This is a genomic window from Alkalibacillus haloalkaliphilus C5 (assembly GCF_000269905.1).
GTDB lineage: Bacteria > Bacillota > Bacilli > Bacillales > Alkalibacillaceae > Alkalibacillus > Alkalibacillus haloalkaliphilus_A.
On sequence record NZ_AKIF01000001.1, the window covers coordinates 38473 to 60240 of the forward strand.

Here is a 21768-nt window from a genome sequence, read left to right on the forward strand (position 1 = left end):
TAACATTAAGCGCACTACAAGATTTCTGCAACTATCCCCCAGTTAGGTAAATAGAATATGAGAGGAATAAAGAGATAAAAAAACGTATTTAGATCTTTTCTGGCTTCTTTCGGTAATAGATACATAACGACACTTGCATATACAACAAACGTCATAACTGAAAAAGTTACACCATATTGAAGGATCTCACCAGGCCTTAGTTCGACCCATACCAAGCTAAATGTGAATAAATACTTCAAGATAATTAACCCAATGACCGAAAACCAAAACCATCGTGGTTGCTTCCATTCAATTTGTTCTTCCATGCAAACTCACTCCTTTACATTACAAAGTCTGTAAGTCTAGGTGATAAGAACAAAACTAAACATGGTCAGGCACAACTCCGAAGAATTCGGTGTAATAAAAAACGATTACTAAAGCAAGCATAGTTGCTGATACAGCCCAAATAACGACATACTCTCGCTTCTCACGTGCATAAACCCATTCCATAATGCCTTCGATGACATAAATCCCCGTATATAAAGCAATCACCCAAAGCAACAAATTTGTTAAACTCTCAGCAAAAAGTGTAACTACAATCGTTCCAATCATCGGTACAGCAATTATTAGAAATCCATGTAAAAAGTTATAAAAACGCTCATCAAACGATTTCTTTTCCTTTGGAATATGTAAATTATGACGAATAACCTTCTCAACAATATAAGCTATTGCAAGTAGGTTTAATAATAAGAGAAATAAAGGCACTAATTCCGTCATGTAATCCTCTCCCTAACTCCCGCGACTAACCAGTTCAATCAGTAAATAGACAGACCCTACAATCATAAATGAATTAATAAGCATAATCCAATGCAGCTTCTCTTCCGGTTGAACGATCCAATTCATCACAACATCTACAACTCTAAATAAAACCACTACACTAACTACAATTAATTCCCAATGTTCCATTGAAATGTAGAAATTGTTAACTAAAATAACTGAAATTAATATTAAAGCCAGTAACTTATTTATATAACGATGAATGTTATTAACGTTTCTTCCATCACTCTCAAAAATAGCCTTCGTGTTAGCATCAACTCCTAACAACTTCCTCATACCATATTGCATGAGGAATATGATGAGCATAAAAACTATAACTAAAAACACAATCTCTCCAGCATACATAACAGCACCACCTATACTGCTAAAGAGTTAGATAAAGCTAATAAAACCCCAAAGAAAGTTAATATGACGACTGTATTAATTAACATGATCCAATGAACTTTCTCCTGAGGACGGTGCTTCCAAAACATAAATATATCTAACCCTCTAAAAATTAAAACAAACGTAATTAAAATGACATAGGTTAAGTTATCAAAATTAAATAACATGTAATGACCAATAAGTAGCGTAATACCAATGAGCACGAAAATTTGGTTTAACTTACGATGTCGGTCATTCACATACGGGTCTCTTCCTTGAAAGATCGCTTGCCAACTCGTGTCTAACCCCATAAACTTTCGAACAGTCCGTTGTAACAACACCATCAAAATAAAAAAGGATAATATAATAACGATTAATTCAAGCATTTCTTGTTGCTCCTTTCCTATTAATCAAACGTTTGATTGAACGACTACACTTGTTAAAACTATTACAAGAATAATACCATAAATTGTCATTAAACAGAAGAAACGAAAACAAAAAAACTCCACCATTTTGGTAGAGTCTCGTTAGAAAAATTCCCACTCCTCAACATGCTTACCTTGATTGACTTTGTTTGCGATCTGGTAAGCATCGACTAAATTAATAATCCATATGACAAACATTGCCATACCAGCTGTAGCAATTGTCGCCAATACCCATACACCAAATAGAACAATTCCTTTTAAACCTTGTCCAACATATAATTGACCTAACCCAACAACTAAAGCTGAAAGAATTAATGCCAGTATTGGACTCTTTCCTTTACTTGGTTGTGGTTCATCATTTATAACCGTGCTTTCATGTTGACTTACGTTTGACTTAACGCGCTCACCACACCTAGAACAATATTGATCGTTTACAAACAATTGATTTCCACATTTATGACATGTCATATTATCACCTCATATAATTTACACACTTATATTATAATGAATGCATTCCTTTGTAAAACAAACCCGCTGTATAAAATAGGTGAAACAACTTACATATTACTGTAAAATTGTATACGGGAGGAGGAATTACTATGAATTATCAAACTAAAAAAGATGTCTGGGTAGCCATATTATTATTTGGTATTACAGGCTTTATCGTTACATACTCGTTTATTCAATCCGATTTATTCTTCATGATCATAGGTGTCACTCTTTTAATCGCCATCATTTGGTTTTGGTTTACAGTCCGATACAAGGTAGATGAAGGCCAATTGATGATAAAGTTTGGACCATTCACAAAGAAAATAGACATTCTAGACATTGAGCAAATCAGGTTAGTACGCAGCCTGAAATTATCTCCTGCACTTTCTGTTACCCGTTTAGAAATCACATATGGTTACGACCACCGAGTAATTAGAATTTCCCCAGCTGATAAAAGTCTATTTGTTAAGCAACTCATGTCGATCAATCCAGATATTGAATTTGAATAAAATATGAGGTGATTTTATGCCAGTTTGTCAACATTGTGGAGAAACGTGGTCTTATAAAGAATCACTAAAGCAAGTTTTAAAACTGAGAAGGAAAATGACTTGCGAGCACTGCAATGAAAAACAGTATTCTTCACAGCGAAGCTATTGGGTTAGTCAAATGGTGGCCCTTCCAGCATATCTCATCATTATCCCTTTAATGAATATTATTTTTAATGTAGGATTTCTCGTGGGTTTTCTTACGATCACTCCGTTACTTATTTTTTACATTCTCATAACCCCTAAACTCCTGACGTTATCGAATAAAGAAGAGCCTTTATGTAGGTAAATGTATCACCCTTAGGCGTGTGCTGTCATAAACTAAATCAGCACATGTTTAAGGGGGATTTTTTTTATGTATTATAACAACCCAAATTACACGCAATATGGGTATCCACAAATGCCACGCCAAGATGAGCAAGAAGTTGGGCTTTTATCATTATCGATCATTGAGCCATTTATGTTTTATAACTTACAAGGGCTTAACGGTTCAAATGTTGTTGTTCAGACAACACAAGGAGCCGAACGTGGTAAATTAGTTGAAGCAACTCCAGATCACATCACAATGGAAGTAAGCGGTAACTACTACTTTATTCGTATGCAAGAAATTGTATGGGTCATGCCGACAAACTATGAACCCGATCACATTTAATGGATAATACAACCTTCCAACGTCATACACATAGTAATGACGTCAAACAGTTGGAGGGAACATCATGATTGAACGGTTTAATCGCATCGCCATTGAATTACCTAAAAGAGATGACCCTGATCCAAATGCAGCCGCCGCTGTCCAAGAATTACTTGGTGGACGCTTTGGAGAAATGTCTACACTAAATAACTACATGTTTCAGTCATTCGGTTTTAGACAACAAAAGAAACTGAAGCCTTTTTACGACTTAATTTGTAGTATATCTGGTGAAGAATTTGGTCATGTCGAGTTAGTTTCACACGCCATTAATTCAATGTTAGAAGGTGCTACTTACGCGGAAGACCCAGATCAAACACCGATGAGAGATGGTGTTGATAAACGAATATCATATCATTTTATCGACACAGATCAAATGGCAAAACCTTTTGACTCAATGGGGGCACCGTGGACTGGTGACTACACATTTAAAAGCGGTAATTTAGTTGAAGACTTGTTGCACAACTACTTTTTAGAAATTGGAGCGCGAACACATAAAATGCGCGTCTATGAAATGACGAGTAGTCCAATTGCGCGTGAAATGATTGGGTATCTACTTGTACGTGGTGGCGTTCATATTAAAGCTTACGCTAAAGCCCTTTATGCTCTAACAGGAACTGACATGACTAAAATGCTTCCTGTCCCTAATTTAAGCAATCGACAATTTGATTATGCTCGTAAATGGGAAGATGCTGGTGAAGGAACTAAGCTGTATACGTTTAGCCAAAAAGATTACGGTGAAATTAGACAAATCTGGAAAGGTGACGACCCTGAAACCGGCATGCCTCTTGAAGTTATTCAAGGCGCCCCAGAAGGAGCACCTGTACCAGATTATCCACCAGCCCCAGAGACGTTCGCACCTGGCATCTCTCGCGAAGACTTTGAAGAAATCTCTAAAAGACTGCAACGACAAGCTGGACTTTAGTATAAAAATGTCTATTTACAAACTACCCTAAAAGTAGTAGAAAGGGGGTGCAATTTTATGCACCCCCTTTCACTATTAGCCTTCAAAATTGCTATCTACTAGCTGCACTAAAGCATTAACTGCTTCTTCTTCATCATCACCTTCTGCTTTAATTCCAATTGTCGTCCCTTTTTCAACACCAAGTGTCATGATACCTAAAATACTTTTCGCTTCTGTTTCCTTATCACCTGTTACGATTTTAATATCTGAGCTGTACTTACTTGCTTCTTGAACGAACTGTTGTGCTGGACGAGCATGTAGTCCAGTTTCATTTTGAATTTGAACTTCAACTTGTTTCATAAAAGTGCCTCCTACTCATCTAATGCAGCAATTAACTCGTCGCTTGACGTTGCTTGTAATAGTTTATTTCTAAAATCTTCGTGCATTAATTTACGCGAAAGTTGAGATAAAATTTGCAGATGCTCATTACCTGCTTTTTCTTCTGGAATTGCAATTAAGAATACCGATTTAACAGGCTTGCCATCAAGTGACTGCCAATCAATTTCATCGGACAAACGAGCAAACGCGAGTCCAGCTTCTTCAACACCTGAAGATTTACCATGAGGAATTGCTACACCAAAACCAATACCCGTTGAACCTTCTTCCTCACGCTTCAATACTGCATCTTTATAAACGGCTGAGTCTGATACTACTCCCGTATTCTCCATTAATTTTGATAGTTCGTCAATACAAGCCTCTCTTGAATTTACATTTACATCTAATAATACATGTTCGTTTTTTAGAATTTCTGATAGTTGCATGTCTATTACTCCTTTATAAATTCATGTTGTCCATACGTTTCCCATAATATGAGAAGTTCATAACAACCAGTGCCGTTAAGTGACATTGGTTGTCCGCTATTTACTCGTTAGCTTGTGCTGCTTTTGCTTGAGGTGAATTCCTCTTTAATAGTACAACGAATAATGCTGTAACAACTGTACCAATTGCAATCGCTAGTGCATAAAGTAAAACATTTGTTACTGCGTTTGGAATGAATAGCACAAACACACCGCCATGAGGTACGCGTAAGGCTGCTTCAAATATCATAGCTAGTGAACCAGCAACTGCTGAACCAGCAACTAATGATGGGATTACACGTAATGGGTCTGCAGCTGCAAACGGAATCGCACCTTCAGTAATGAAGGAGATTCCAAGAACACTCGCTGCCTTACCTGCTTGTTGCTCCTCATTTGTAAATCTCTTCTTACCAATAACTGTTGCTAACCATAAACCAAGTGGTGGCGTCATACCTGCTGCCATAACAGCTGCCATTGGTCCATAAATTTCACTTGCTAATAAACCTACAGCAAATGCATAAGCTGTCTTATTTACAGGACCACCCATATCAATCGCCATCATACCACCTAGTACTAGGCCTAAAATAAAGGCATTGGCACCCGTCATGGATTGAAGCCAATTTTCTAAGCCACCCATAATGCCTGCAACAGGATCATTAATTATATAAAACATTAACAACCCAGTAATTAACGTTGCAAAGAAAGGAATAACGAGTACTGGCATAATGCCTTCTAGGTTTCTTGGAACTTTGAAATATTTCTTAATTAATAATGCCACATAACCTGCTAAGAAACCTGCAATAATACCACCTAAAAATCCTGCTTCTACTTGTTCTGCGAGCATACCACCAACTAAACCTGGAGCCAAACCTGGTTTATCTGCTATGGAATAAGCAATGTAACCAGCTAGAATAGGAACCATTAAACTAAAAGCGGCTCCTCCAGTTTCCATTAAATAATATGCAAGAGACCCTTCATTTTCAGCGGCATCAATTCCAAACACGAAAGATAATGCAATTAATAGACCCCCTGCTACCACAAGCGGAATCATAAAGGATACACCATTCATTAAATGTTTATAAAATCCTTGTCGCTCAGCACCTTTTTCTTTTTTCTTGTTTTGAACTTGTTCAACATATTCATCTGCTGACTTCTCTTCCATTTCTAAAGCGCGATCTATTAAGCCACTCGGGTCTTTAATCGCTTCACTAACCCCTACACGAATGACGTTTTTCCCTTGAAATCGATCTTCATCAACATTCGTATCAACTGCTAAAATAATAGCATGTGCTTCACGTATTTCTTCTTCTGTTAATTCGTTTTCAGCACCGACACTTCCTCTTGTTTCAACTTTCAGACTCACATCTTTCGCTTTCGCTGCTTGATCAAGAGCCTCAGCAGCCATAAATGTGTGAGCAATACCAGTTGGACAAGCCGTTACAGCTAATAACTTCTTCATGTTTCTAACCTCCCCAAATTATTTAATAGCTTGAACATGAACCTGATCAACTAACTCTTCTATTTCAGCTAATGTACAGACATTTGTACCTGCTTTTGATGCTGTAATTGTACCTGCAGTCGTTGACCACTTTGATAATTGCTTTAATGAAAAATTATGATTAAGTGCATATACAATTGCACCTACCATCGAATCCCCTGCGCCAACAGTGCTTTTCGGTTCTATCTTAAATGGATTCACTTCATAGCTTTCTTCCCTACCTACAAACAGAGCTCCATCCGCACCTAGAGAAACAATAACTAATTGGACACCACCCTCTACTAGCTGATGGCAAGCTTTGAGGATATCGTCTTTTGTTTCAAAACTTGTGTCATAAAGTTCCTCTAGTTCGTGAATATTAGGTTTGATTGCATATGGATTCGCTTTCAAACCTTCCCTAAGCGCGCTTCCACTTGCATCTAATATCGTTTTAACACCTTTTTGTTTGGCTAATTCAATATAGCGTTTATACTGATCATCGCCAATTCCTTTTGGGGTACTCCCTCCCAATACTAGGTAAGATGTGTCATTCAATAATTCATCAAATGTTTGATTAAATTTTAGAAGATCTTTATCTTCAACTGAAAAGCCTGGTTCATTTATCTCAGTCGTTTGTTCTGTCGATTGATCAACAATTTTTAAATTAGTTCTAATATCTCCCTGAATATTCTGGAAAACTGTATTAATTCCTAAACTTGTTAATTCTTCGACAAACTTTTGCCCAGATTGACCTGCTATATAACCAGTTGCCGTTACCGGTGTATTTAGTTGGTTAAGAACTTTTGCTACGTTAACACCCTTACCTCCAGGGTCGATAACTGGCTTGTGTGTCAAACGGTTTAAGCCACCTAATTCGAACTTTGGCAAAGTTATTGTCTTATCAATTGCTGGGTTAAGTGTCATCGTTAGCGGTTGTGTCATGCTCAATCCTCCTGAAGTAATACAATATCTAGTTTGACACCTCGTTGATGAAACTCAGATACGAAAGCTTGGTCGACTTGTTCATCAGTTATAAATCGATGTATATCGTCAATGTCACCAAATTTCGCAAAAGTTACTTTTTCAAACTTACTATGATCAGCCAACACAATCACCTCTGATGATTGACTAATCATCGTACGTTTAGTAGATGCTTCTATTAAGTTTGGTGTCGTTAAACCGTCACTTAAATCTATACCATTCGTGCCGATGAACGCTTTATCAACATGTAAAAGACTTAACGTTTGATCTGTAATCGGTCCAACTAATGCTTGTGTCTCATGCCTTAACCTTCCACCAGGAACAACCACTTCGATCTGCGGAGAATCCTTTAATAGTTCTGAATGAACAACAGAGTTAGTGACAACTGTTAATGAAGAAAAATGTTTAATTTCATGAATTAAAGGTAATGTTGTTGTCCCAGCGTCAATTAATATTGTATCGCCTTCTTGAATGTAGCTTGCTGCACGAGTAGCAATTAATTGTTTTTCCATTTGAAAGCGGTCTGCTTTTTCAGTGACAGTTGGTTCAAAGTTAACGCTTTCAATTGCAATAGCACCACCGTGCGTGCGTCTCAACAAATGGTCTTGTTCTAATTCACTTAAATCTCTTCGAATAGTTGATTCTGAAACATTAAATGCATCGCATAAATGTTGTACTGATGCACGCTTATGCTTCTCAATATATGCATGAATTTTATTTTTTCGTTCTTCACTATATAGCATGGCAAAGCACCACCTATTCATTTTCATTTGATTGTTTTTGATTATTATTGACTGAATGTGATTGATTATGATTATAATAGATAGTGTAAGCGGTGTCAAAGAGTTATTAAATGAAATTATATAATTATTATTGAACGTTTATGATTTTTTTATTATAAGGAGATGAATGAATATGACTGAATTAAGAGGTATTGGCGCTTCCAAGGGAATACAAATCGGAAAAGCATTCGTACTACAAAGTCCTAATCTAAGTGTAAAAGAGTATAAAGTAAATAATATTGATGACGAATTAGTTCGTTTCGAGAAATCAATTAACCAAGCTGTTAATGACCTAGAAAAAATTAAAAGTCATGTAGAAAAAGAAATTGGCGAAGAACATGCAAAAATATTTAGTGCTCACTTACTCGTTTTGCAAGACCCTGAACTACTAAATACTGTTAAAGATAAAATTAAATTTGAGCAAATGAATGCTGAAAAAGCCTTACAAGACTCAGCTAATCAATTTATCACGATCTTCGAAAGTATGGATAACGAGTATATGAAAGAACGCGCTGCTGACATTCGTGATGTTTCAAAGCGTGTTATCTCCTATCTGTTAGGTGAACCATTAGTGACAACAAGCGATATCACAGATGAAGTCATTCTGATTGCCCATGATCTTCTCCCTTCTGATACAGCCCAATTAAACCGCAATTACGCTAAAGGGATCATTACAGATATTGGAGGTCGAACTTCCCACTCTGCCATTATGTCTCGTTCTATGGGAATACCTTCTGTTGTTGGTACAACTAATGCAACCGAAACGATTAAAGCGGGGACAACTGTTATCATAGATGGCCAAAACGGAACAGTAATTGTTGAACCTAGCGAGGAAGAAATTAAATACTTTAAAGGAAAGATGGAAAAAGAGCAAGAGCGAGAAGAACAATTAAAACAGTTAATTAACCAGCCATCTGTTTCATCTGACGGTCACCAAATTGAATTGGCTGCTAATATAGGATCACCTAAAGATTTGAATACAGTTTTAGAAAATGATGCAGAAGGAGTCGGTCTTTTCCGAACAGAATTCTTATACATGGACCGTGATCGATTACCAACTGAGGAAGAACAGTTCGAAGCTTATAAAGAAGTATTGTCAACTTTGGATGGTAAGCCTGTCGTTATTCGTACATTAGATGTGGGCGGGGATAAAGATTTGCCTTATTTAAATCTACCAGAAGAACTAAATCCATTTTTAGGATTCCGTGCTATCCGTTTATGTTTAGAGCGCGATGATATATTCCGTGTACAACTTCGAGCTCTATTACGGGCAAGTGTTTATGGTAACTTAAAAGTTATGTTCCCAATGGTTGCAACACTTGAAGAATTTCGTGAAGCCAAAAAGATTTTGTTAGAAGAAAAGGCAAACTTATTAGCTGAGGAAATGGCTGTAAATGACGATATTGAAGTTGGAATCATGGTCGAAATTCCATCAACAGCCGTTCTTGCTGATCAATTTGCTAAAGAAGTCGATTTCTTTAGTATTGGAACAAATGACTTAATCCAGTATACTTTAGCAGCTGACCGTATGAACGAAAACGTAAGCCATTTATACCAGCCATATCACCCTGCGGTTTTACGCCTTATTAAGCAAGTTATTGATGCTGCCCATGCAGAGAACAAATGGACTGGTATGTGTGGTGAAATGGCCGGTGACGAAGTTGCAATTCCTATTTTATTAGGGTTAGGATTAGATGAATTTAGCATGAGCGCCTCAACTATTCTGGAAGCTCGCCATCAGATTAGAAACTTAAATTATGAAGAGATTGGTCGTTCAATTGAAGACATCTTAAATAAGAGAACAAACATCGAGGTTGAATCATATATAAAAGAACATTTCATTAAATAAAAGTTGGGCGCAAAGATGCGCCCAACTTTTATTTTACTAACTCTTGATTTTCTTTTTTACTAATTCTCGTCATAAAATAAGCTAAGACTAAACCTAACAATGAGAAGATTCCAGCTAGAAAGAACGAGGCGTTAACCCCTTGCAACTCCCCTTGGACACCTTCACCTGGAACAGCTAAGGTCACCATTACTGTCACCATTAAAGCTGTACTGATCGCACCTGACATTTGTCTTAACGTATTATTCATCGCCGAACCGTGTGATATTAACTTTTCTGGTAAGACATTTAAACCAGCTGTCGTAACAGGCATTAATACCATGGCGATCCCGAGCATTCTAAAAGCATTCACAGTTGCTAAATAAGTAAATGACGTATCAGGTGTCAACACCGAGAACATAAATGTTGTAACAGTTGTTAGTGTTAATCCAACATAAAGTAACCACTTCGGTCCAAACTTATCGAACATTCGACCTGTAATTGGGTTCATAATTCCCATAAGTATTGCACCTGGAAGCAACATAAGACCGGCTTCAATTGCTGTAAACCCTAACGTATTTTGCATCATTAGTGGAAGGACAATAGCTCCACCAATCATCGAGAAAAATGCTGTCATCCCAATAGCTGTAGAGATCGTAAAGATTTTATACTTAAAAATACGAAACTCTAAGATCGGTTGTTCAAGTTTCAACTGGCGGCTAATAAAGATCAATAGAGTTACAACACCTAATGCCATTGACAAGTATACTTCTGGATGTGTCCAACCAACGTTTCCTGCAACACTAAATCCATATAGTAAACCACCAAACCCAAGTGTTGATAATATAATGGATAACACATCAATCTTCGGGAAATCACGCTTCGTTACATTTTTAAGAATAAAGTAAGCAACAATAATATCAATAATTGCAATCGGTAAAACAACCCAAAACAAACTTCTCCATACAAATTGTTCAACTAACCATCCTGATAAAGTTGGTCCAATAGCTGGAGCAAATGAAATAACTAAACCGAAAACACCCATAATCGAACCACGTTTTTCAATTGGGAAGATCAGAAAGATAATCGTTTGCATTAAAGGTAATATAATACCTGCACCTGCTGCTTGAAATACTCTTCCGGCTAAAAGCATTTCAAAATTAGGTGCAATTGCACAGACAAGTGTACCGACAGTAAATGAGCCGATCGCTGTTAAAAATAAAGCCCTTGTCGTAAACCGTCCTATTAAAAAGGCGGTAACTGGTATCATAACACCATTAACGAGCATAAAAATTGATTGAAGCCACTGCGCGGTAGATTCATCAATTTGTAAGTCTGTCATTATATGTGGCAAGGCTGTGCCTAGCAAAGTTTGATTCAAAATAGCAACAAAAGCCCCTGATATAAGGACAATCATAAGTGGAAGACGTTTTATATTCTCCTTTTGTTGTTGGTCTTCAATCGACATCCTATTCCTTCTTTCTTATTACACTATACTAACACTTAATATTAACAGAAAAACTTCGATTTGCGAAGGATTTAACTACACTATTAAGAAGCTCATTATAAAATAAACCACTAGATTAAATCTAGCGGTTTTCTTAATCACATCATATTAACCAAAGCCATTTGACTAATCAATTAAGCCTCTATTTTGGATAAAAGTAAACAAGAAGTAAATGACAAAGGCCATTACGACTACAATGCCAATTAAGATCCAAACCATCGTTTTCCCCTTCACCTTCATAGACATCGCCCCCAACATAAACCAGATTGATTACATTATAATCATTACGACAAGCTAAGAAAAAAGTTATCTCTTATATGCTTCATACGTCATTGTTTGCTCACAATTCGTCGGTTCAACACCGTACTGATAATCAGCACTAATAACAATATCTTCAAATCCCACTTCTTTTAACATGAATTTAAACTCTTCAACTCCATACCATTTGAGTGGAAATCGTTCTAATTCCGCTTCAACAAACTGCTGTCGATGCCACTTTTCATATTTATGGTGAGATACCGTAAACTGTTTTACAAAATCAACCTCAACCAACTTTCTATCCAACGTAATCACATCCCCATCTAACGTCATCCACTCACTCGTCTGAATACGCCCTTGTTCAAAATCAGTCGTTAAAAAGGTATCAATGATTAACTTCCCACCTGGTTTAAGATGTTTATAGAAATTATTTAAAGCTTGCGTCGCTTGTTCACGATTTTCAATTAATAAGAAAGATCCTGCCGGTAAAATAATAGCTTCGTACTGCTCATCAATAGACATCGTGTGCATACTTCCTTGGAATAGCCTTGTTGGAATCCCACGTGCTTCACAATGGTCTTTACATAATTCAAGCATATCAGCTGAAAGGTCCATCCCGTCTACTTGATAACCAGATTCTATTAAAGGAATCATGACTCTCCCTGTTCCTACTGCTGGTTCTAGTATTCTTCCTTCCACACCTTTTAATCGGTCTGAGTAATACTCAATATCACCAAACGAATGGCCAATCGGTTTATCAAGGTCATAAACTTCAGTCGATAACTTATTATAAAACCCGTACATTGCTCCAACCCCTATTTCTTTTTAAACTTACTACCTATACTGCTTTTTCTTAGTCTGTCTAGTCGGTTACTAATAGCACCTGTTTGTTGTTTAGTTTTCTCTTCATTAAATGTTAGTTCTACAATTTGGTCTCTTTCGACTCTTATATCATACCACATACCCTCTTGGCTTCCTTCTGGCAATTGTGATAACGGTAAATGAAATGTCTGTTTAGTCGTTTCAACCAAAATGACGCCAGTTTGACCATCAACAATTTCATCTAAAACACCTTGAACTTGTCCCATTATGAACCTCCCACACACGCTTCATCTTCAGACTTAATATCACCTAAGCGACCATCGCCAATTCCATAAACTTGAGTCAACTCCGAAACCGCATCAAATGGGCGCAAATCAATAATTTCAGCTGCTCTGTCAGGACCAATATGAACAATCGACTGGAGTTCTTCATTTGAAGCTGTATTAAGGTTAATACACCCAGAAGAAGAGTTAGACGACAGATCTTCTTGTTGTTCTCCTTCTCGATCTTGAGCTTCAACTTCACCTGAATGTTGCGTATTAACGTCAACAGATTCACCATCTGTCGTAACCGTCATTGTTCCATGGACATCAGTTCCATACAAATCTATACTTTGGTTCAAAACGCGTTCTACGACTTCTTCGTGTGGATGGTTCATAACTATTGTTTGCTCCAGCAGAATAGATTGCCACTTGTGGGTCCACAGCTTCTAAAAAGTTGTGGCTTGTTGAGGAGTTAGACCCATGATGTCCAAGCTTTAAAACATCAGCAGATAAATCATATCCACCTTCGAGCATGGCCGATTCTCCATGTTCCTCTGCATCCCCTGTAAATAAGAACGACACATCACCGTACGTCATATGGGTTGAAATAGAATCATCGTTATAATTGCCTGTTAGAACACCCGGGTGTACAACTTCCACCTCTAGCGAACCAACTTCATACTCTTCACCAGCACGCGGTTCATGATAATTGACGTCACTTGTTTCAATGGCAGTAATGGCTTGTTCATATGTTTCCGACGAACCTTCATTACCTGTCATCCACACTTCATCTACATTGAAATTCTCTATTACTTCATCCATTTGTCCAATATGGTCAGCATGAATATGAGTCCCAATGACTAAATCAATCGCTTCAACATTTAATTCTTTTAAATAATGAGTGACATCACTACTTTGCCAATCTCCTGCATCAATTAAAATTTTATATGTCTCGCCTTCAAAATCATAACGTAATAAGGTTGAATCCGCTTGGCCAACATCAAAATAAAACACTTCAAGCTCACCTTGCACTTCTTGCTCTATGTTAGTGGTTTGTTCCGTCTCTTCCTCTATACTAGGCTTCTTTTCCTCAGCTTTCTCTTCATCCCGATCCTGCTCAACATCTTCTGTCTCAACGACTGTGTCTTCTTTAGACGTTTCGGTTGGCTCGACTGGTTCATCACATGCTACTAAGATTAGTACAGCCAATATAAAAGCTACTCCAAAAATTCCCCTCATGTCATCTTCCTCTCTTTCATTTTCCACCTCTATTACACCAATATCAAGGTTTCACCGCAATGAGAGGAAAGTAGTATAATGTTATGTAATCAATACGAAAGTCAAAAAACTAACAGTAACAATTAAGGATACTAAACTACATATTAGACCTGCCCTCGCTAAACCTAAACTGATTTACCATTTTTACGAATTAAACCAATAGCTACAATCCCCATCAATGTCCCAATGATACTTAATAAAATCGTCATGATCGAGAAAGTTAGTAAGCCAATTGCCGCTAAGATTCCTAGAATGAGAGACGCTATAGCTGCCCACTTGTTTCTTGGTTTTCCTGATTTTGTTGTGACAATATAGCCCATCCTACTTCATAATCTCACTTAATTTTTTAAAACCATACTGTTTACCTCGTGCATAGTAGGTCGTGATCCCCACTAGACTTGATATAAATAAGATAATAAATGTTAGAAACATTTTTATATTAATTGAGATGTCAGCTAACCAATAGATAGGATTCAGACCATAAACTACATATGTTAAAAACGCCATATACAAAATAGCCCATACAAAATTTATAACAATGTAATAACTAATTCCTTGCCACCTTTTCCACTTACGTATTCGCTCCCAACGTTCAGATCGCCTCTTTTCAAAACGATTTTCAAATACAACATAAGCTATTACGACAATCGATAAAGGGATAGAAATTAGGTAATAAACAATTGGTGCATGAATCGGTGACTCCACTGGAATCGCCATAAGAATCATAATAGATAACAACACAACAATTAACTTCCATAAAGACACTACCCTTCCTCCCACAACTACTAATTTCCATCATCGTAACATAAAATTTTGGTGCTTAGAGGAATTCGCAACTCAAAAATCGTATAACTACATAAATAGTTTTATGGAGGAATGTTCATGGTCAGTGAAGAAATATTAAATCCTGTTCAATTATGCGACCGTAATGGAACATTAAACAATGAAGCAATCGGGTGGTCTCGAACCCCACTTACTTTCTGTAATTTATCGGGAGGATTTCTTCGTAAAAAGAAATGGAATTACTGGTGCTTCACAAGTGACGAAGCTTTATTCTCGGTTACAATCTCTCATTTAGATTATGCAGCTGTGATTTTTGCTTATGTTCTCGATTTAGAGACTTTAAATTTCAAGGAGCAAACCGTTGTCATGCCATTTGGTAAAGGTACAATTATGTCGGATAACGTTTGGGACTCAGCGTATTTTGAGAAAGACGGCATTACCGTTGAATTTGTCGAAACAGACGACTTAGCGCGAATTGATGTTCAATGGGAGGATTTTCATGAAGAGAAACCATTACAAGCTCATTTAGTCGTTGACCGTGCATGTGATTTTGACTCATTAAACGTTGTTATTCCTTGGAGTGAAAAGCGATTTCAATACACATCAAAACAAGTTGCCTTACCAGTTCGAGGCGAAGTTAAATGGTCCGCTGGCACTTATTCTTTTCAACCAACTTACGCTTTTGCTACACTTGATTTCGGAAGAGGGAAATGGCCGTATCATTCAAAATGGAACTGGGGAGCTGCTTCTGGTTTTATTGGGGATACACGAGTTGGAGTCAATCTTGGAGGGCAATGGACTGATGGGACAGGACAAACCGAGAATGCATTAGTTATAAATGGACGTCTTCATAAAGTTGATGAACAACTCGACTGGATTTATGACCATCATAATTATATGAAACCATGGATTATTCAAACACCCAACTCAAGACGGGTGAAGCTGTTGTTTGAACCATTGTTTGAACGAAAAACACAAACGAATACAGGGATCGTTAAATCAAGCGTAAACCAATTAATCGGCTATTATTCAGGAACGATTCAGCTACACGAAGGAGACGAAATAGAAATTACAAACCTTCTAGGTTGGGCTGAAGACCATGAAGCAAAGTGGTAAATTAATAATAAATTAGCCTTTAGTAGCGTATGATTTAATAGTGTCACTTACGCTAGATGTTTAGGGGCTGATTGTTTGGGCTTTCAACACTATTTCATACTGCTTCTTGTTACAGCACTGTTAGCTCTCATATTACGAGTTGTCCAGGTTCGTAGTTTTACTCGTATTGAGATTTATATTTTCGTATTCGGACCACTTCTAGCAATGAGTGTCATTATGCTCTTTTTTGCACTAGTAGACTTAAATCGTGAAGTATTTTTCCCTGTTGGTCAAATAATGGCGATCTACTCAGCCATTGGTCTTGGCGTTGGCTATATATTTTCCACTTTAATTGATCGCTTTTAACGTAATACACCCCCGCTTAACACTCATAGGTAAACGGGGGCCTTTTAATACAACCTTAAGAATTTGGTTTTGGTTCTCTAGCTAGTGTTGACTTTACCTTTGCAAACTGTTTAAAGAAAAGCTGCACTAATGGACCAATACCAAATGCTACGATAATAGTACCAATACCAATTGGTCCACCTATTACAAACGCAATAACAAGTACAATAATTTCTAATCCAGATTTAGATACAGCCAAACTTAGCCCTGTGCGATAATGTACAGCCATCATTAAGTTATCGATTGGATTACGTGCAAAGTTAAGTTGTAAGTACATACCAATACCTGCACCCATTCCAAGAACACCTAATCCTAATAGACCAACACGCGCTGCCATTTCAGTAATGATCACACCATCAAAAATAACTAATAGCCAAAAGTCAATAAATACACCAATTAAGAAAATGGTAAGAATTGCTGAGTAATCGAACTTACTTCTTAATAAAAACTTATTTAAAATAATTAACAAAATACCAACTGTAAAGATCCACGTACCTACTGTAAAGCCAATTAAGTCTGATAGCCCTACAAATAGTGCATCCCATGCACCAACTCCTAAATCAGACAAAATCAGCATTGTAACACCAAATGAAAGTGTTAACATGCCTAGTACGTAAAACATAATTGAATATATTAAGCCCTTCATTTAAAACACCTTTTTCCTTTAGTATGATAAACAACTAGGTAATCATACCACAAAAAAAATCAGCCACACAATACTATTGTGCAACTGGCATAATTTTTTTGGATTATTGGTTTATTTTAACTCAACTACCCTAAAATACTAGATAAAAGCAAGTTGAAAAAAGCATATCCAAATAGAGCTAAACTAAATATAAGTAAACCATATATCAAATATAAATCCCTTTCTTCTTTGGGTTCTTTAATCCATATTCTTAACTCATAAATCGCATAAGCAAAACCGCCAACAAATATAATGACCCAAAACCAATGTGTTGAGAAGAAAAACATAAAGAAAAGATAACTTGTCAACAACACCACTATGACTATATTTGTGATTGAATTAAATGGATAGGGTTGGTTCATCGTCTACTCCTCCACCTACTTTTTAAATACTTTACCCGTTCTATTTATATTATATGTTTAATTATTTCGTTTGTATGATGACATTTGTGGGAGTTTCGTCAGTAAAATGTTGATTATGATAAAATAGGGATAACTAATTTTGTGAGGGGGAACTGTATGAAAATCATTTCAATTGAACCAACTCCTAGCCCTTATTCTATGAAGATTAATGTTGATGAAACATTACCCGATATGCAAACAGAGACTTTCAAAAGAGACGATGATTTATCATCTGCTCCAAAATATGTTCGCCAATTGTTTGAGGTTGAAGGTGTAAAAGAACTTTATCGTGTTATTGATTTTATAGCTCTAGAGCGCGATCCTAAAGTTGATTGGGAAGCTATTCTACCATCAGTTAAAGAAGCACTAGGAGCAGCTGATAACGAATTAGAGACATCCGAAACTCAGGCTCAGCCAGAAGAAAATACCTTTGGTGAAGTGAAAGTGTTTATTCAAATGTTTAGAGAAATACCGATGCAAGTAAAGCTTGAAGAAAACGAAGAAGAAAAAAGATTCGGTCTATCACAACGGTTCACTGATGCAGCCATGGAAGCATCAAAAGAAGCGACGAATATGTTAATGGAGCGTAAATGGGTTGAACAGGACCCGCGTTATGGTGACCCCAATGAGGTTGGACAAGATATCGTCGATGAAGTTGAAGCAACTTATGATGAAAAACGGTTGAATACATTAGTTAAACTCGCAACATCAGATCAACAAGCTGATGCAAGCCAAGCGAAAGTATTAGAGCCACTAACTGAAGATAAGCTACAACAAGATGACTGGAAAGCACGTTACGCTGCACTAGACCGTATGCCTGACCCTACAGTTGATGATTTACCATTGTTAGGCCATGCATTAGACGATCCCAAAATGTCTATTCGTCGTTTAGCGACTGCGTATTTAGGTATGGTGGAAAACCGTCTAACACTACCTTATTTATATAAAGCCTTAGAAGATAAAACAGTAACTGTCAGACGTACAGCCGGTGACTGTCTCTCCGACTTAGGATTCACTGAAGCTATTCCAAATATGATTGAAGGATTAGAAGACCGAAGCCGGATCATTCGTTGGCGAGCGGCTATGTTTTTATATGAGTATGGTGATGAGACAGCAATTCCAGCATTAGAAAACGCTTTAAACGATCCAGAATTTGAAGTTCGTATGCAAGCAAAAATGGCACTATCACGCATTCAAGAAGGAGAAGCCGCACAAGGGTCTATTTGGAAACAGATGACTGAAATGACTAAAATGAAAAAAGATCAATAATTAACCAACCACTTGCCGTAATGACAAGTGGTTTTTTATTGACTTTATGGTTCGACAAAATGAGCCTTACGATTTACGACAAAATTCTTGCTTTTTTGACACAATAGTCCTAAAGTGTTAAATTTATTTTAAATAAATTTAACAGGAGGTTAGCTATGAAAGGTATTTCGAGCTTAAAGCGAAAGTTATTACTTATCTTTATCCCACTAACATTTGTTGGGTTAGCATTGTTCATGCTCTTTTCATACAACATATCAAAAAGCCAATTGGATGAAGAAATTGAACACCGGATTACAAACTTACAAGACAGCTCTGTTAATCAGATTGAAGAACGATTTGCAAGTCACGAACAATTAGCAGAATCAATTGCTGGAACAGTTTCAGCTACTGGAGACTCAGTTGACGAAGGTGCATACATAGAACTGCTAGAACGTAACATCATAACCAATACAGACACATTCGGTTCTGGAATATGGTTTGAGCCTTATGCTTATGACGAAGATACTGAATACGTAGGACCTTACGTATACAAAGATGGAGACTCCACCGTATACACTGACGTATATGAAGATCCAGAATATGACTATCCAAGCTGGGAATGGTACGAACAAGCTGAAGGTGCTGAAGGTGCTGTATGGGAGATCCCTATTACGATGAAGCATCAGACATCACAATGGTTACGACTACTGTGCCTTTTGAAGATCGTTTCGGGAACTTCAATGGTGTTGTAACAGCTGACATTGATTTAACTCAAATCCAAAATATCATCTCAGAAATACAAATCTATGATACAGGCTGGGCATTTAGTTTTGATAATACTGGCCAAATGATTGCACACGTTGACGATGCGATCGTCATGAACAGTTCAATAGAAGAAGTTGATGCTTTTGCTAATTATAGCGAACAGCTATTAGACGATGATGAAGGTCAATTTATAGCTGAACTGAATAACGGAACAAACCGCGTTTATTACACAACAATCCCCAGTACAGGTTGGACAATTGGAATTGCTGTACCTGAAAGTGAAGTATATGCATCATTAAATGAAATGTTACTCCAACAAATAATTATTGGTGTAATCGTTATTTCACTACTGGCTTTAGGTATTTACATTTTTGCTAACCGGGTTGCAAAGCCTATTACAACTTTACGAGAGAAAATGGATGAAGTAGCCAATGGTAATTTAACCGTGCAAGCTGAACACAACTCGAAGGACGAGATCGGCTTTTTATATGAACATTTCAATAAAATGGTCAATAACATGAAGAATTTAATTCAACGTACAAATGAATCTGCCGAAGTCATTCGTTCATCAGCTGAAAACTTCAGTGCTGTATCTGAAGAAACGACGGCTTCTAATGAAGAAATACAAGGAACAATGGATGAAATCGCAAACGGTGCACAACAATCTGCGGAAAGCTTAGACACAATGACGGAACAAATCAATCAATTGAGTGAACAGATTGAGTCTATCTCTAATAGTAGTGTAACGATGAATCAATTGGCTGACGAAGCAAATACCGTTAATCAAAAAGGGCTTAGCCAGATGAATCAACTATCTGAGTACTCTACAGAGTCTAAACAACAATTTGAACAAGCAGAAAGTGTTGTACAAGAGCTTAATAATCAAATTCAAAAAATTAGCGACTTTATTTATACGATTAATGATATCTCAGAGCAAACAAACTTACTTGCACTCAACGCTTCAATCGAAGCTGCCCGTGCTGGTGAAGATGGTAAAGGGTTTGCTGTCGTTGCTGATGAAGTTCGAAAACTTGCCGAACAATCATCTCAGTCAACTGAAGAGATCCGTAAAATAATAGATAATGTAAAAGGTCAATCCAACCAGGCGATTAACCAAATGAATGAAGCTAAAGCAACAACTGATTCACAAAATCAAATAGTTGATACAACAGTCCAAGTCTTTAATGACATTGGTTCTTCTGTTAACAACATAACTAAAAGTGTTGAACAAAACGTACAAGCCATTCAAGATATGAGCCAATATAAAGATCATGTCGTGTCATCAGTAGAGTCTATCTCTTCTAACATTCAAGAAACAGCCGCTTCAAACGAAGAGATTAGTGCAACAATTGATGAACAGACAAACGCCTTACAGTCATTAGCCAACTCCGCTGAAGAACTTAACTCTTCTAGCGAACATTTAAATGAGTTGATCAATGAGTTTAAACTAAATAATAAATAATAAAATAAGGTCCATTCACAAAAGTGAGTGGACCTTTTACTTCGTTATACCAATTCTTTTAAGGTTTCTGTTAAATTCGTATATTGAAATTGAAACCCTTCTTCTTCTAACTTCCTCGGGACACAATTCCTTCCCGTCAAAGCAAGGTTTGGTTCAGTTCGCATCACCGTATAGGCTCCAAGCCAAACAAAAGGTGTAGGCGCTGGTGGAGCCCAACCCTTCCCCATCGCTTGCCTCAATTCACGCATAAACGTTTGATTAGTTACAGGATTGGGACCTGTCGCATTGTATATACCGTGATAACGTTCATCTTCAATCGCCTCATGAAACATTCTATTTAAATCATCAATATGAAGCCAACTTATGTATTGTTTACCTGACCCAACAGTGCCTCCTAGTCCTAAGCGAGCAAGCTTTTCTAACGGTTCTAGTGCACCACCATTTTGACCGAGAACAAAGCCTATTCTAAACAAGACTTGCCGTGTTTCATCAAACGTTTGATTAAAAAACGCTTCTTCCCATTTCTCACAAACTTCTACAGAAAAACCCTCACCATGAGGGGCATTTTCATCACACTCTTCGCGAGTATCACCATAAATAGCTAAAGAACCTGCCTGAATGAGAGCTGACGGTGGATTCTCAGC

29 protein-coding genes and 1 pseudogene are annotated in these 21768 nt (G+C 37.1%); 10 read left to right on the forward strand and 20 right to left on the reverse strand.

What is annotated here, in order from left to right; genetic code table 11:
* Positions 1 to 14 precede the first annotated feature (14 nt).
* The 5 genes from A194_RS0100210 to A194_RS16740 all read right to left on the reverse strand — a co-directional run bounded on the left by A194_RS0100210 (position 15) and on the right by A194_RS16740 (position 2072).
* Positions 15 to 305 carry a hypothetical protein gene (locus A194_RS0100210; protein WP_017184869.1) on the reverse strand — a complete coding sequence of 97 codons (291 nt, stop codon included), beginning with the start codon at positions 303 to 305 and terminating at the stop codon, positions 15 to 17.
* A gap of 55 nt (positions 306 to 360) precedes the next feature.
* The gene (locus tag A194_RS0100215) at positions 361 to 756 is read right to left on the reverse strand and encodes a DUF4181 domain-containing protein (RefSeq protein ID WP_017184870.1); all 396 of its coding nucleotides are present in this window, start codon (positions 754 to 756) and stop codon (positions 361 to 363) included.
* Between the two features lie 12 nt (positions 757 to 768).
* A complete protein-coding gene (locus tag A194_RS0100220; RefSeq protein ID WP_017184871.1) occupies positions 769 to 1161 on the reverse strand; it encodes a DUF4181 domain-containing protein in 393 nt (130 codons plus the stop codon).
* 11 nt (positions 1162 to 1172) lie between these two features.
* On the reverse strand, positions 1173 to 1565 hold the full coding sequence (locus A194_RS0100225) for a hypothetical protein (RefSeq protein WP_017184872.1): 393 nt from the start codon (positions 1563 to 1565) through the stop codon (positions 1173 to 1175).
* A 141-nt stretch (positions 1566 to 1706) separates the two neighbouring features.
* The gene (locus A194_RS16740; RefSeq protein ID WP_017184873.1) at positions 1707 to 2072 is read right to left on the reverse strand and encodes a hypothetical protein; all 366 of its coding nucleotides are present in this window, start codon (positions 2070 to 2072) and stop codon (positions 1707 to 1709) included.
* A gap of 131 nt (positions 2073 to 2203) precedes the next feature.
* On the opposite strand from A194_RS16740, the gene A194_RS0100235 reads away from it, so the two are divergent.
* The 4 genes from A194_RS0100235 to A194_RS0100250 all read left to right on the forward strand — a co-directional run bounded on the left by A194_RS0100235 (position 2204) and on the right by A194_RS0100250 (position 4251).
* The gene (locus A194_RS0100235; RefSeq protein WP_017184874.1) at positions 2204 to 2602 is read left to right on the forward strand and encodes a PH domain-containing protein; all 399 of its coding nucleotides are present in this window, start codon (positions 2204 to 2206) and stop codon (positions 2600 to 2602) included.
* 16 nt (positions 2603 to 2618) lie between these two features.
* Entirely contained in the window at positions 2619 to 2927 is a 309-nt protein-coding gene (locus tag A194_RS21230) for a TIGR04104 family putative zinc finger protein (RefSeq protein ID WP_017184875.1), read from the forward strand.
* 66 nt (positions 2928 to 2993) lie between these two features.
* Complete coding sequence (locus tag A194_RS0100245) at positions 2994 to 3290, forward strand: DUF2642 domain-containing protein (protein WP_017184876.1); 297 nt, start codon at positions 2994 to 2996, stop codon at positions 3288 to 3290.
* A 64-nt stretch (positions 3291 to 3354) separates the two neighbouring features.
* A complete protein-coding gene (locus A194_RS0100250) occupies positions 3355 to 4251 on the forward strand; it encodes a manganese catalase family protein (protein ID WP_017184877.1) in 897 nt (298 codons plus the stop codon).
* A 75-nt stretch (positions 4252 to 4326) separates the two neighbouring features.
* On the opposite strand, the gene A194_RS0100255 is transcribed toward A194_RS0100250, so the two are convergent.
* The 5 genes from A194_RS0100255 to A194_RS0100275 all read right to left on the reverse strand — a co-directional run bounded on the left by A194_RS0100255 (position 4327) and on the right by A194_RS0100275 (position 8288).
* Positions 4327 to 4590, reverse strand: coding sequence for an HPr family phosphocarrier protein (locus A194_RS0100255; RefSeq protein WP_017184878.1), 264 nt, complete (start codon positions 4588 to 4590; stop codon positions 4327 to 4329).
* 11 nt (positions 4591 to 4601) lie between these two features.
* Positions 4602 to 5051: a PTS sugar transporter subunit IIA gene (locus A194_RS0100260; RefSeq protein ID WP_017184879.1), complete on the reverse strand. Its 450-nt coding sequence runs from the start codon at positions 5049 to 5051 to the stop codon at positions 4602 to 4604.
* A gap of 100 nt (positions 5052 to 5151) precedes the next feature.
* A complete protein-coding gene (locus tag A194_RS0100265) occupies positions 5152 to 6546 on the reverse strand; it encodes a PTS fructose transporter subunit IIC (RefSeq protein ID WP_017184880.1) in 1395 nt (464 codons plus the stop codon).
* A gap of 18 nt (positions 6547 to 6564) precedes the next feature.
* Complete coding sequence (gene pfkB / locus A194_RS0100270) at positions 6565 to 7506, reverse strand: 1-phosphofructokinase (RefSeq protein WP_017184881.1); 942 nt, start codon at positions 7504 to 7506, stop codon at positions 6565 to 6567.
* A gap of 2 nt (positions 7507 to 7508) precedes the next feature.
* Positions 7509 to 8288 (reverse strand): DeoR/GlpR family DNA-binding transcription regulator, encoded by a 780-nt coding sequence (locus A194_RS0100275; protein ID WP_017184882.1) that lies wholly within the window; start codon positions 8286 to 8288, stop codon positions 7509 to 7511.
* 172 nt (positions 8289 to 8460) lie between these two features.
* On the opposite strand from A194_RS0100275, the gene ptsP reads away from it, so the two are divergent.
* Positions 8461 to 10176: a phosphoenolpyruvate--protein phosphotransferase gene (gene ptsP / locus A194_RS0100280; RefSeq protein ID WP_017184883.1), complete on the forward strand. Its 1716-nt coding sequence runs from the start codon at positions 8461 to 8463 to the stop codon at positions 10174 to 10176.
* 28 nt (positions 10177 to 10204) lie between these two features.
* On the opposite strand, the gene A194_RS0100285 is transcribed toward ptsP, so the two are convergent.
* The 7 genes from A194_RS0100285 to A194_RS0100315 form a co-directional block, all read right to left on the reverse strand.
* The gene (locus tag A194_RS0100285; protein ID WP_017184884.1) at positions 10205 to 11620 is read right to left on the reverse strand and encodes a DHA2 family efflux MFS transporter permease subunit; all 1416 of its coding nucleotides are present in this window, start codon (positions 11618 to 11620) and stop codon (positions 10205 to 10207) included.
* A 345-nt stretch (positions 11621 to 11965) separates the two neighbouring features.
* Positions 11966 to 12721, reverse strand: a complete 756-nt coding sequence (locus A194_RS0100295; RefSeq protein ID WP_017184886.1) for a class I SAM-dependent methyltransferase — start codon at positions 12719 to 12721, stop codon at positions 11966 to 11968.
* An 11-nt stretch (positions 12722 to 12732) separates the two neighbouring features.
* Positions 12733 to 13005: a DUF3006 domain-containing protein gene (locus A194_RS0100300; protein WP_017184887.1), complete on the reverse strand. Its 273-nt coding sequence runs from the start codon at positions 13003 to 13005 to the stop codon at positions 12733 to 12735.
* Positions 13005 to 13397 (reverse strand): ComEA family DNA-binding protein, encoded by a 393-nt coding sequence (locus tag A194_RS20600; protein WP_237718724.1) that lies wholly within the window; start codon positions 13395 to 13397, stop codon positions 13005 to 13007. Before A194_RS20600 ends, A194_RS0100300 begins: the two co-directional genes overlap by 1 nt.
* The gene (locus tag A194_RS16745) at positions 13330 to 14268 is read right to left on the reverse strand and encodes a ComEC/Rec2 family competence protein (protein WP_050980463.1); all 939 of its coding nucleotides are present in this window, start codon (positions 14266 to 14268) and stop codon (positions 13330 to 13332) included. Before A194_RS16745 ends, A194_RS20600 begins: the two co-directional genes overlap by 68 nt.
* Before the next feature lie 137 nt (positions 14269 to 14405).
* Positions 14406 to 14600, reverse strand: a complete 195-nt coding sequence (locus A194_RS0100310) for a hypothetical protein (protein ID WP_017184888.1) — start codon at positions 14598 to 14600, stop codon at positions 14406 to 14408.
* Position 14601: 1 nt separating this feature from the next.
* Complete coding sequence (locus A194_RS0100315) at positions 14602 to 15045, reverse strand: hypothetical protein (protein WP_017184889.1); 444 nt, start codon at positions 15043 to 15045, stop codon at positions 14602 to 14604.
* 117 nt (positions 15046 to 15162) lie between these two features.
* On the opposite strand from A194_RS0100315, the gene A194_RS0100320 reads away from it, so the two are divergent.
* Complete coding sequence (locus A194_RS0100320; RefSeq protein ID WP_017184890.1) at positions 15163 to 16179, forward strand: DUF2804 domain-containing protein; 1017 nt, start codon at positions 15163 to 15165, stop codon at positions 16177 to 16179.
* Between the two features lie 75 nt (positions 16180 to 16254).
* A complete protein-coding gene (locus A194_RS0100325) occupies positions 16255 to 16524 on the forward strand; it encodes a hypothetical protein (protein WP_017184891.1) in 270 nt (89 codons plus the stop codon).
* 55 nt (positions 16525 to 16579) lie between these two features.
* Here the strand turns inward: A194_RS0100325 and A194_RS0100330 are convergent, their stop codons facing one another.
* Together A194_RS0100330 and A194_RS0100335 are read right to left on the reverse strand one after the other, a co-directional pair.
* Complete coding sequence (locus A194_RS0100330; RefSeq protein WP_017184892.1) at positions 16580 to 17209, reverse strand: YczE/YyaS/YitT family protein; 630 nt, start codon at positions 17207 to 17209, stop codon at positions 16580 to 16582.
* 125 nt (positions 17210 to 17334) lie between these two features.
* Entirely contained in the window at positions 17335 to 17610 is a 276-nt protein-coding gene (locus A194_RS0100335; RefSeq protein WP_017184893.1) for a hypothetical protein, read from the reverse strand.
* A gap of 156 nt (positions 17611 to 17766) precedes the next feature.
* Here A194_RS0100335 and A194_RS0100340 point away from each other — a divergent pair, with 156 nt between their 5' ends.
* The 3 genes and pseudogenes from A194_RS0100340 (at position 17767) to A194_RS21240 (ending at position 21124) form a co-directional block, all read left to right on the forward strand.
* Complete coding sequence (locus A194_RS0100340) at positions 17767 to 18918, forward strand: conserved virulence factor C family protein (RefSeq protein ID WP_017184894.1); 1152 nt, start codon at positions 17767 to 17769, stop codon at positions 18916 to 18918.
* A gap of 233 nt (positions 18919 to 19151) precedes the next feature.
* Positions 19152 to 20170: pseudogene (locus A194_RS21235) on the forward strand (PDC sensor domain-containing protein); the annotation flags it as partial.
* A 126-nt stretch (positions 20171 to 20296) separates the two neighbouring features.
* Positions 20297 to 21124, forward strand: a complete 828-nt coding sequence (locus tag A194_RS21240; protein ID WP_423734734.1) for a methyl-accepting chemotaxis protein — start codon at positions 20297 to 20299, stop codon at positions 21122 to 21124.
* Positions 21125 to 21168: 44 nt separating this feature from the next.
* On the opposite strand, the gene A194_RS0100355 is transcribed toward A194_RS21240, so the two are convergent.
* Positions 21169 to 21768, reverse strand: a 600-nt coding sequence (locus A194_RS0100355; protein WP_017184896.1) for a DUF1731 domain-containing protein, incomplete at its 5' end; no start/stop codon positions are given.

Excerpts from the sequence above, each read along its gene's own strand:
- A194_RS0100245 (WP_017184876.1), top strand. The coding sequence starts at position 2,994 with ATGTATTATAACAACCCAAATTACACGCAATATGGGTATCCACAAATG.
- A194_RS0100320 (WP_017184890.1), top strand. The coding sequence starts at position 15,163 with ATGGTCAGTGAAGAAATATTAAATCCTGTTCAATTATGCGACCGTAAT.
- A194_RS0100295 (WP_017184886.1), bottom strand. The coding sequence starts at position 12,721 with ATGTACGGGTTTTATAATAAGTTATCGACTGAAGTTTATGACCTTGAT.
- A194_RS0100215 (WP_017184870.1), bottom strand. The coding sequence starts at position 756 with ATGACGGAATTAGTGCCTTTATTTCTCTTATTATTAAACCTACTTGCA.
- A194_RS0100300 (WP_017184887.1), bottom strand. The coding sequence starts at position 13,005 with ATGGGACAAGTTCAAGGTGTTTTAGATGAAATTGTTGATGGTCAAACT.
- A194_RS0100225 (WP_017184872.1), bottom strand. The coding sequence starts at position 1,565 with ATGCTTGAATTAATCGTTATTATATTATCCTTTTTTATTTTGATGGTG.
- A194_RS0100265 (WP_017184880.1), bottom strand. The coding sequence starts at position 6,546 with ATGAAGAAGTTATTAGCTGTAACGGCTTGTCCAACTGGTATTGCTCAC.
- A194_RS0100330 (WP_017184892.1), bottom strand. The coding sequence starts at position 17,209 with ATGAAGGGCTTAATATATTCAATTATGTTTTACGTACTAGGCATGTTA.
- A194_RS0100285 (WP_017184884.1), bottom strand. The coding sequence starts at position 11,620 with ATGTCGATTGAAGACCAACAACAAAAGGAGAATATAAAACGTCTTCCA.
- A194_RS21240 (WP_423734734.1), top strand. The coding sequence starts at position 20,297 with ATGGATGAAATCGCAAACGGTGCACAACAATCTGCGGAAAGCTTAGAC.
- A194_RS20600 (WP_237718724.1), bottom strand. The coding sequence starts at position 13,397 with ATGAACCATCCACACGAAGAAGTCGTAGAACGCGTTTTGAACCAAAGT.
- A194_RS0100220 (WP_017184871.1), bottom strand. The coding sequence starts at position 1,161 with ATGTATGCTGGAGAGATTGTGTTTTTAGTTATAGTTTTTATGCTCATC.
- A194_RS0100275 (WP_017184882.1), bottom strand. The coding sequence starts at position 8,288 with ATGCTATATAGTGAAGAACGAAAAAATAAAATTCATGCATATATTGAG.
- A194_RS16740 (WP_017184873.1), bottom strand. The coding sequence starts at position 2,072 with ATGACATGTCATAAATGTGGAAATCAATTGTTTGTAAACGATCAATAT.
- A194_RS0100260 (WP_017184879.1), bottom strand. The coding sequence starts at position 5,051 with ATGCAACTATCAGAAATTCTAAAAAACGAACATGTATTATTAGATGTA.
- A194_RS0100340 (WP_017184894.1), top strand. The coding sequence starts at position 17,767 with ATGAAAATCATTTCAATTGAACCAACTCCTAGCCCTTATTCTATGAAG.
- A194_RS0100255 (WP_017184878.1), bottom strand. The coding sequence starts at position 4,590 with ATGAAACAAGTTGAAGTTCAAATTCAAAATGAAACTGGACTACATGCT.
- A194_RS0100250 (WP_017184877.1), top strand. The coding sequence starts at position 3,355 with ATGATTGAACGGTTTAATCGCATCGCCATTGAATTACCTAAAAGAGAT.
- A194_RS0100310 (WP_017184888.1), bottom strand. The coding sequence starts at position 14,600 with ATGGGCTATATTGTCACAACAAAATCAGGAAAACCAAGAAACAAGTGG.
- ptsP (WP_017184883.1), top strand. The coding sequence starts at position 8,461 with ATGACTGAATTAAGAGGTATTGGCGCTTCCAAGGGAATACAAATCGGA.
- pfkB (WP_017184881.1), bottom strand. The coding sequence starts at position 7,506 with ATGACACAACCGCTAACGATGACACTTAACCCAGCAATTGATAAGACA.
- A194_RS0100210 (WP_017184869.1), bottom strand. The coding sequence starts at position 305 with ATGGAAGAACAAATTGAATGGAAGCAACCACGATGGTTTTGGTTTTCG.
- A194_RS21230 (WP_017184875.1), top strand. The coding sequence starts at position 2,619 with ATGCCAGTTTGTCAACATTGTGGAGAAACGTGGTCTTATAAAGAATCA.
- A194_RS0100335 (WP_017184893.1), bottom strand. The coding sequence starts at position 17,610 with ATGAACCAACCCTATCCATTTAATTCAATCACAAATATAGTCATAGTG.
- A194_RS0100235 (WP_017184874.1), top strand. The coding sequence starts at position 2,204 with ATGAATTATCAAACTAAAAAAGATGTCTGGGTAGCCATATTATTATTT.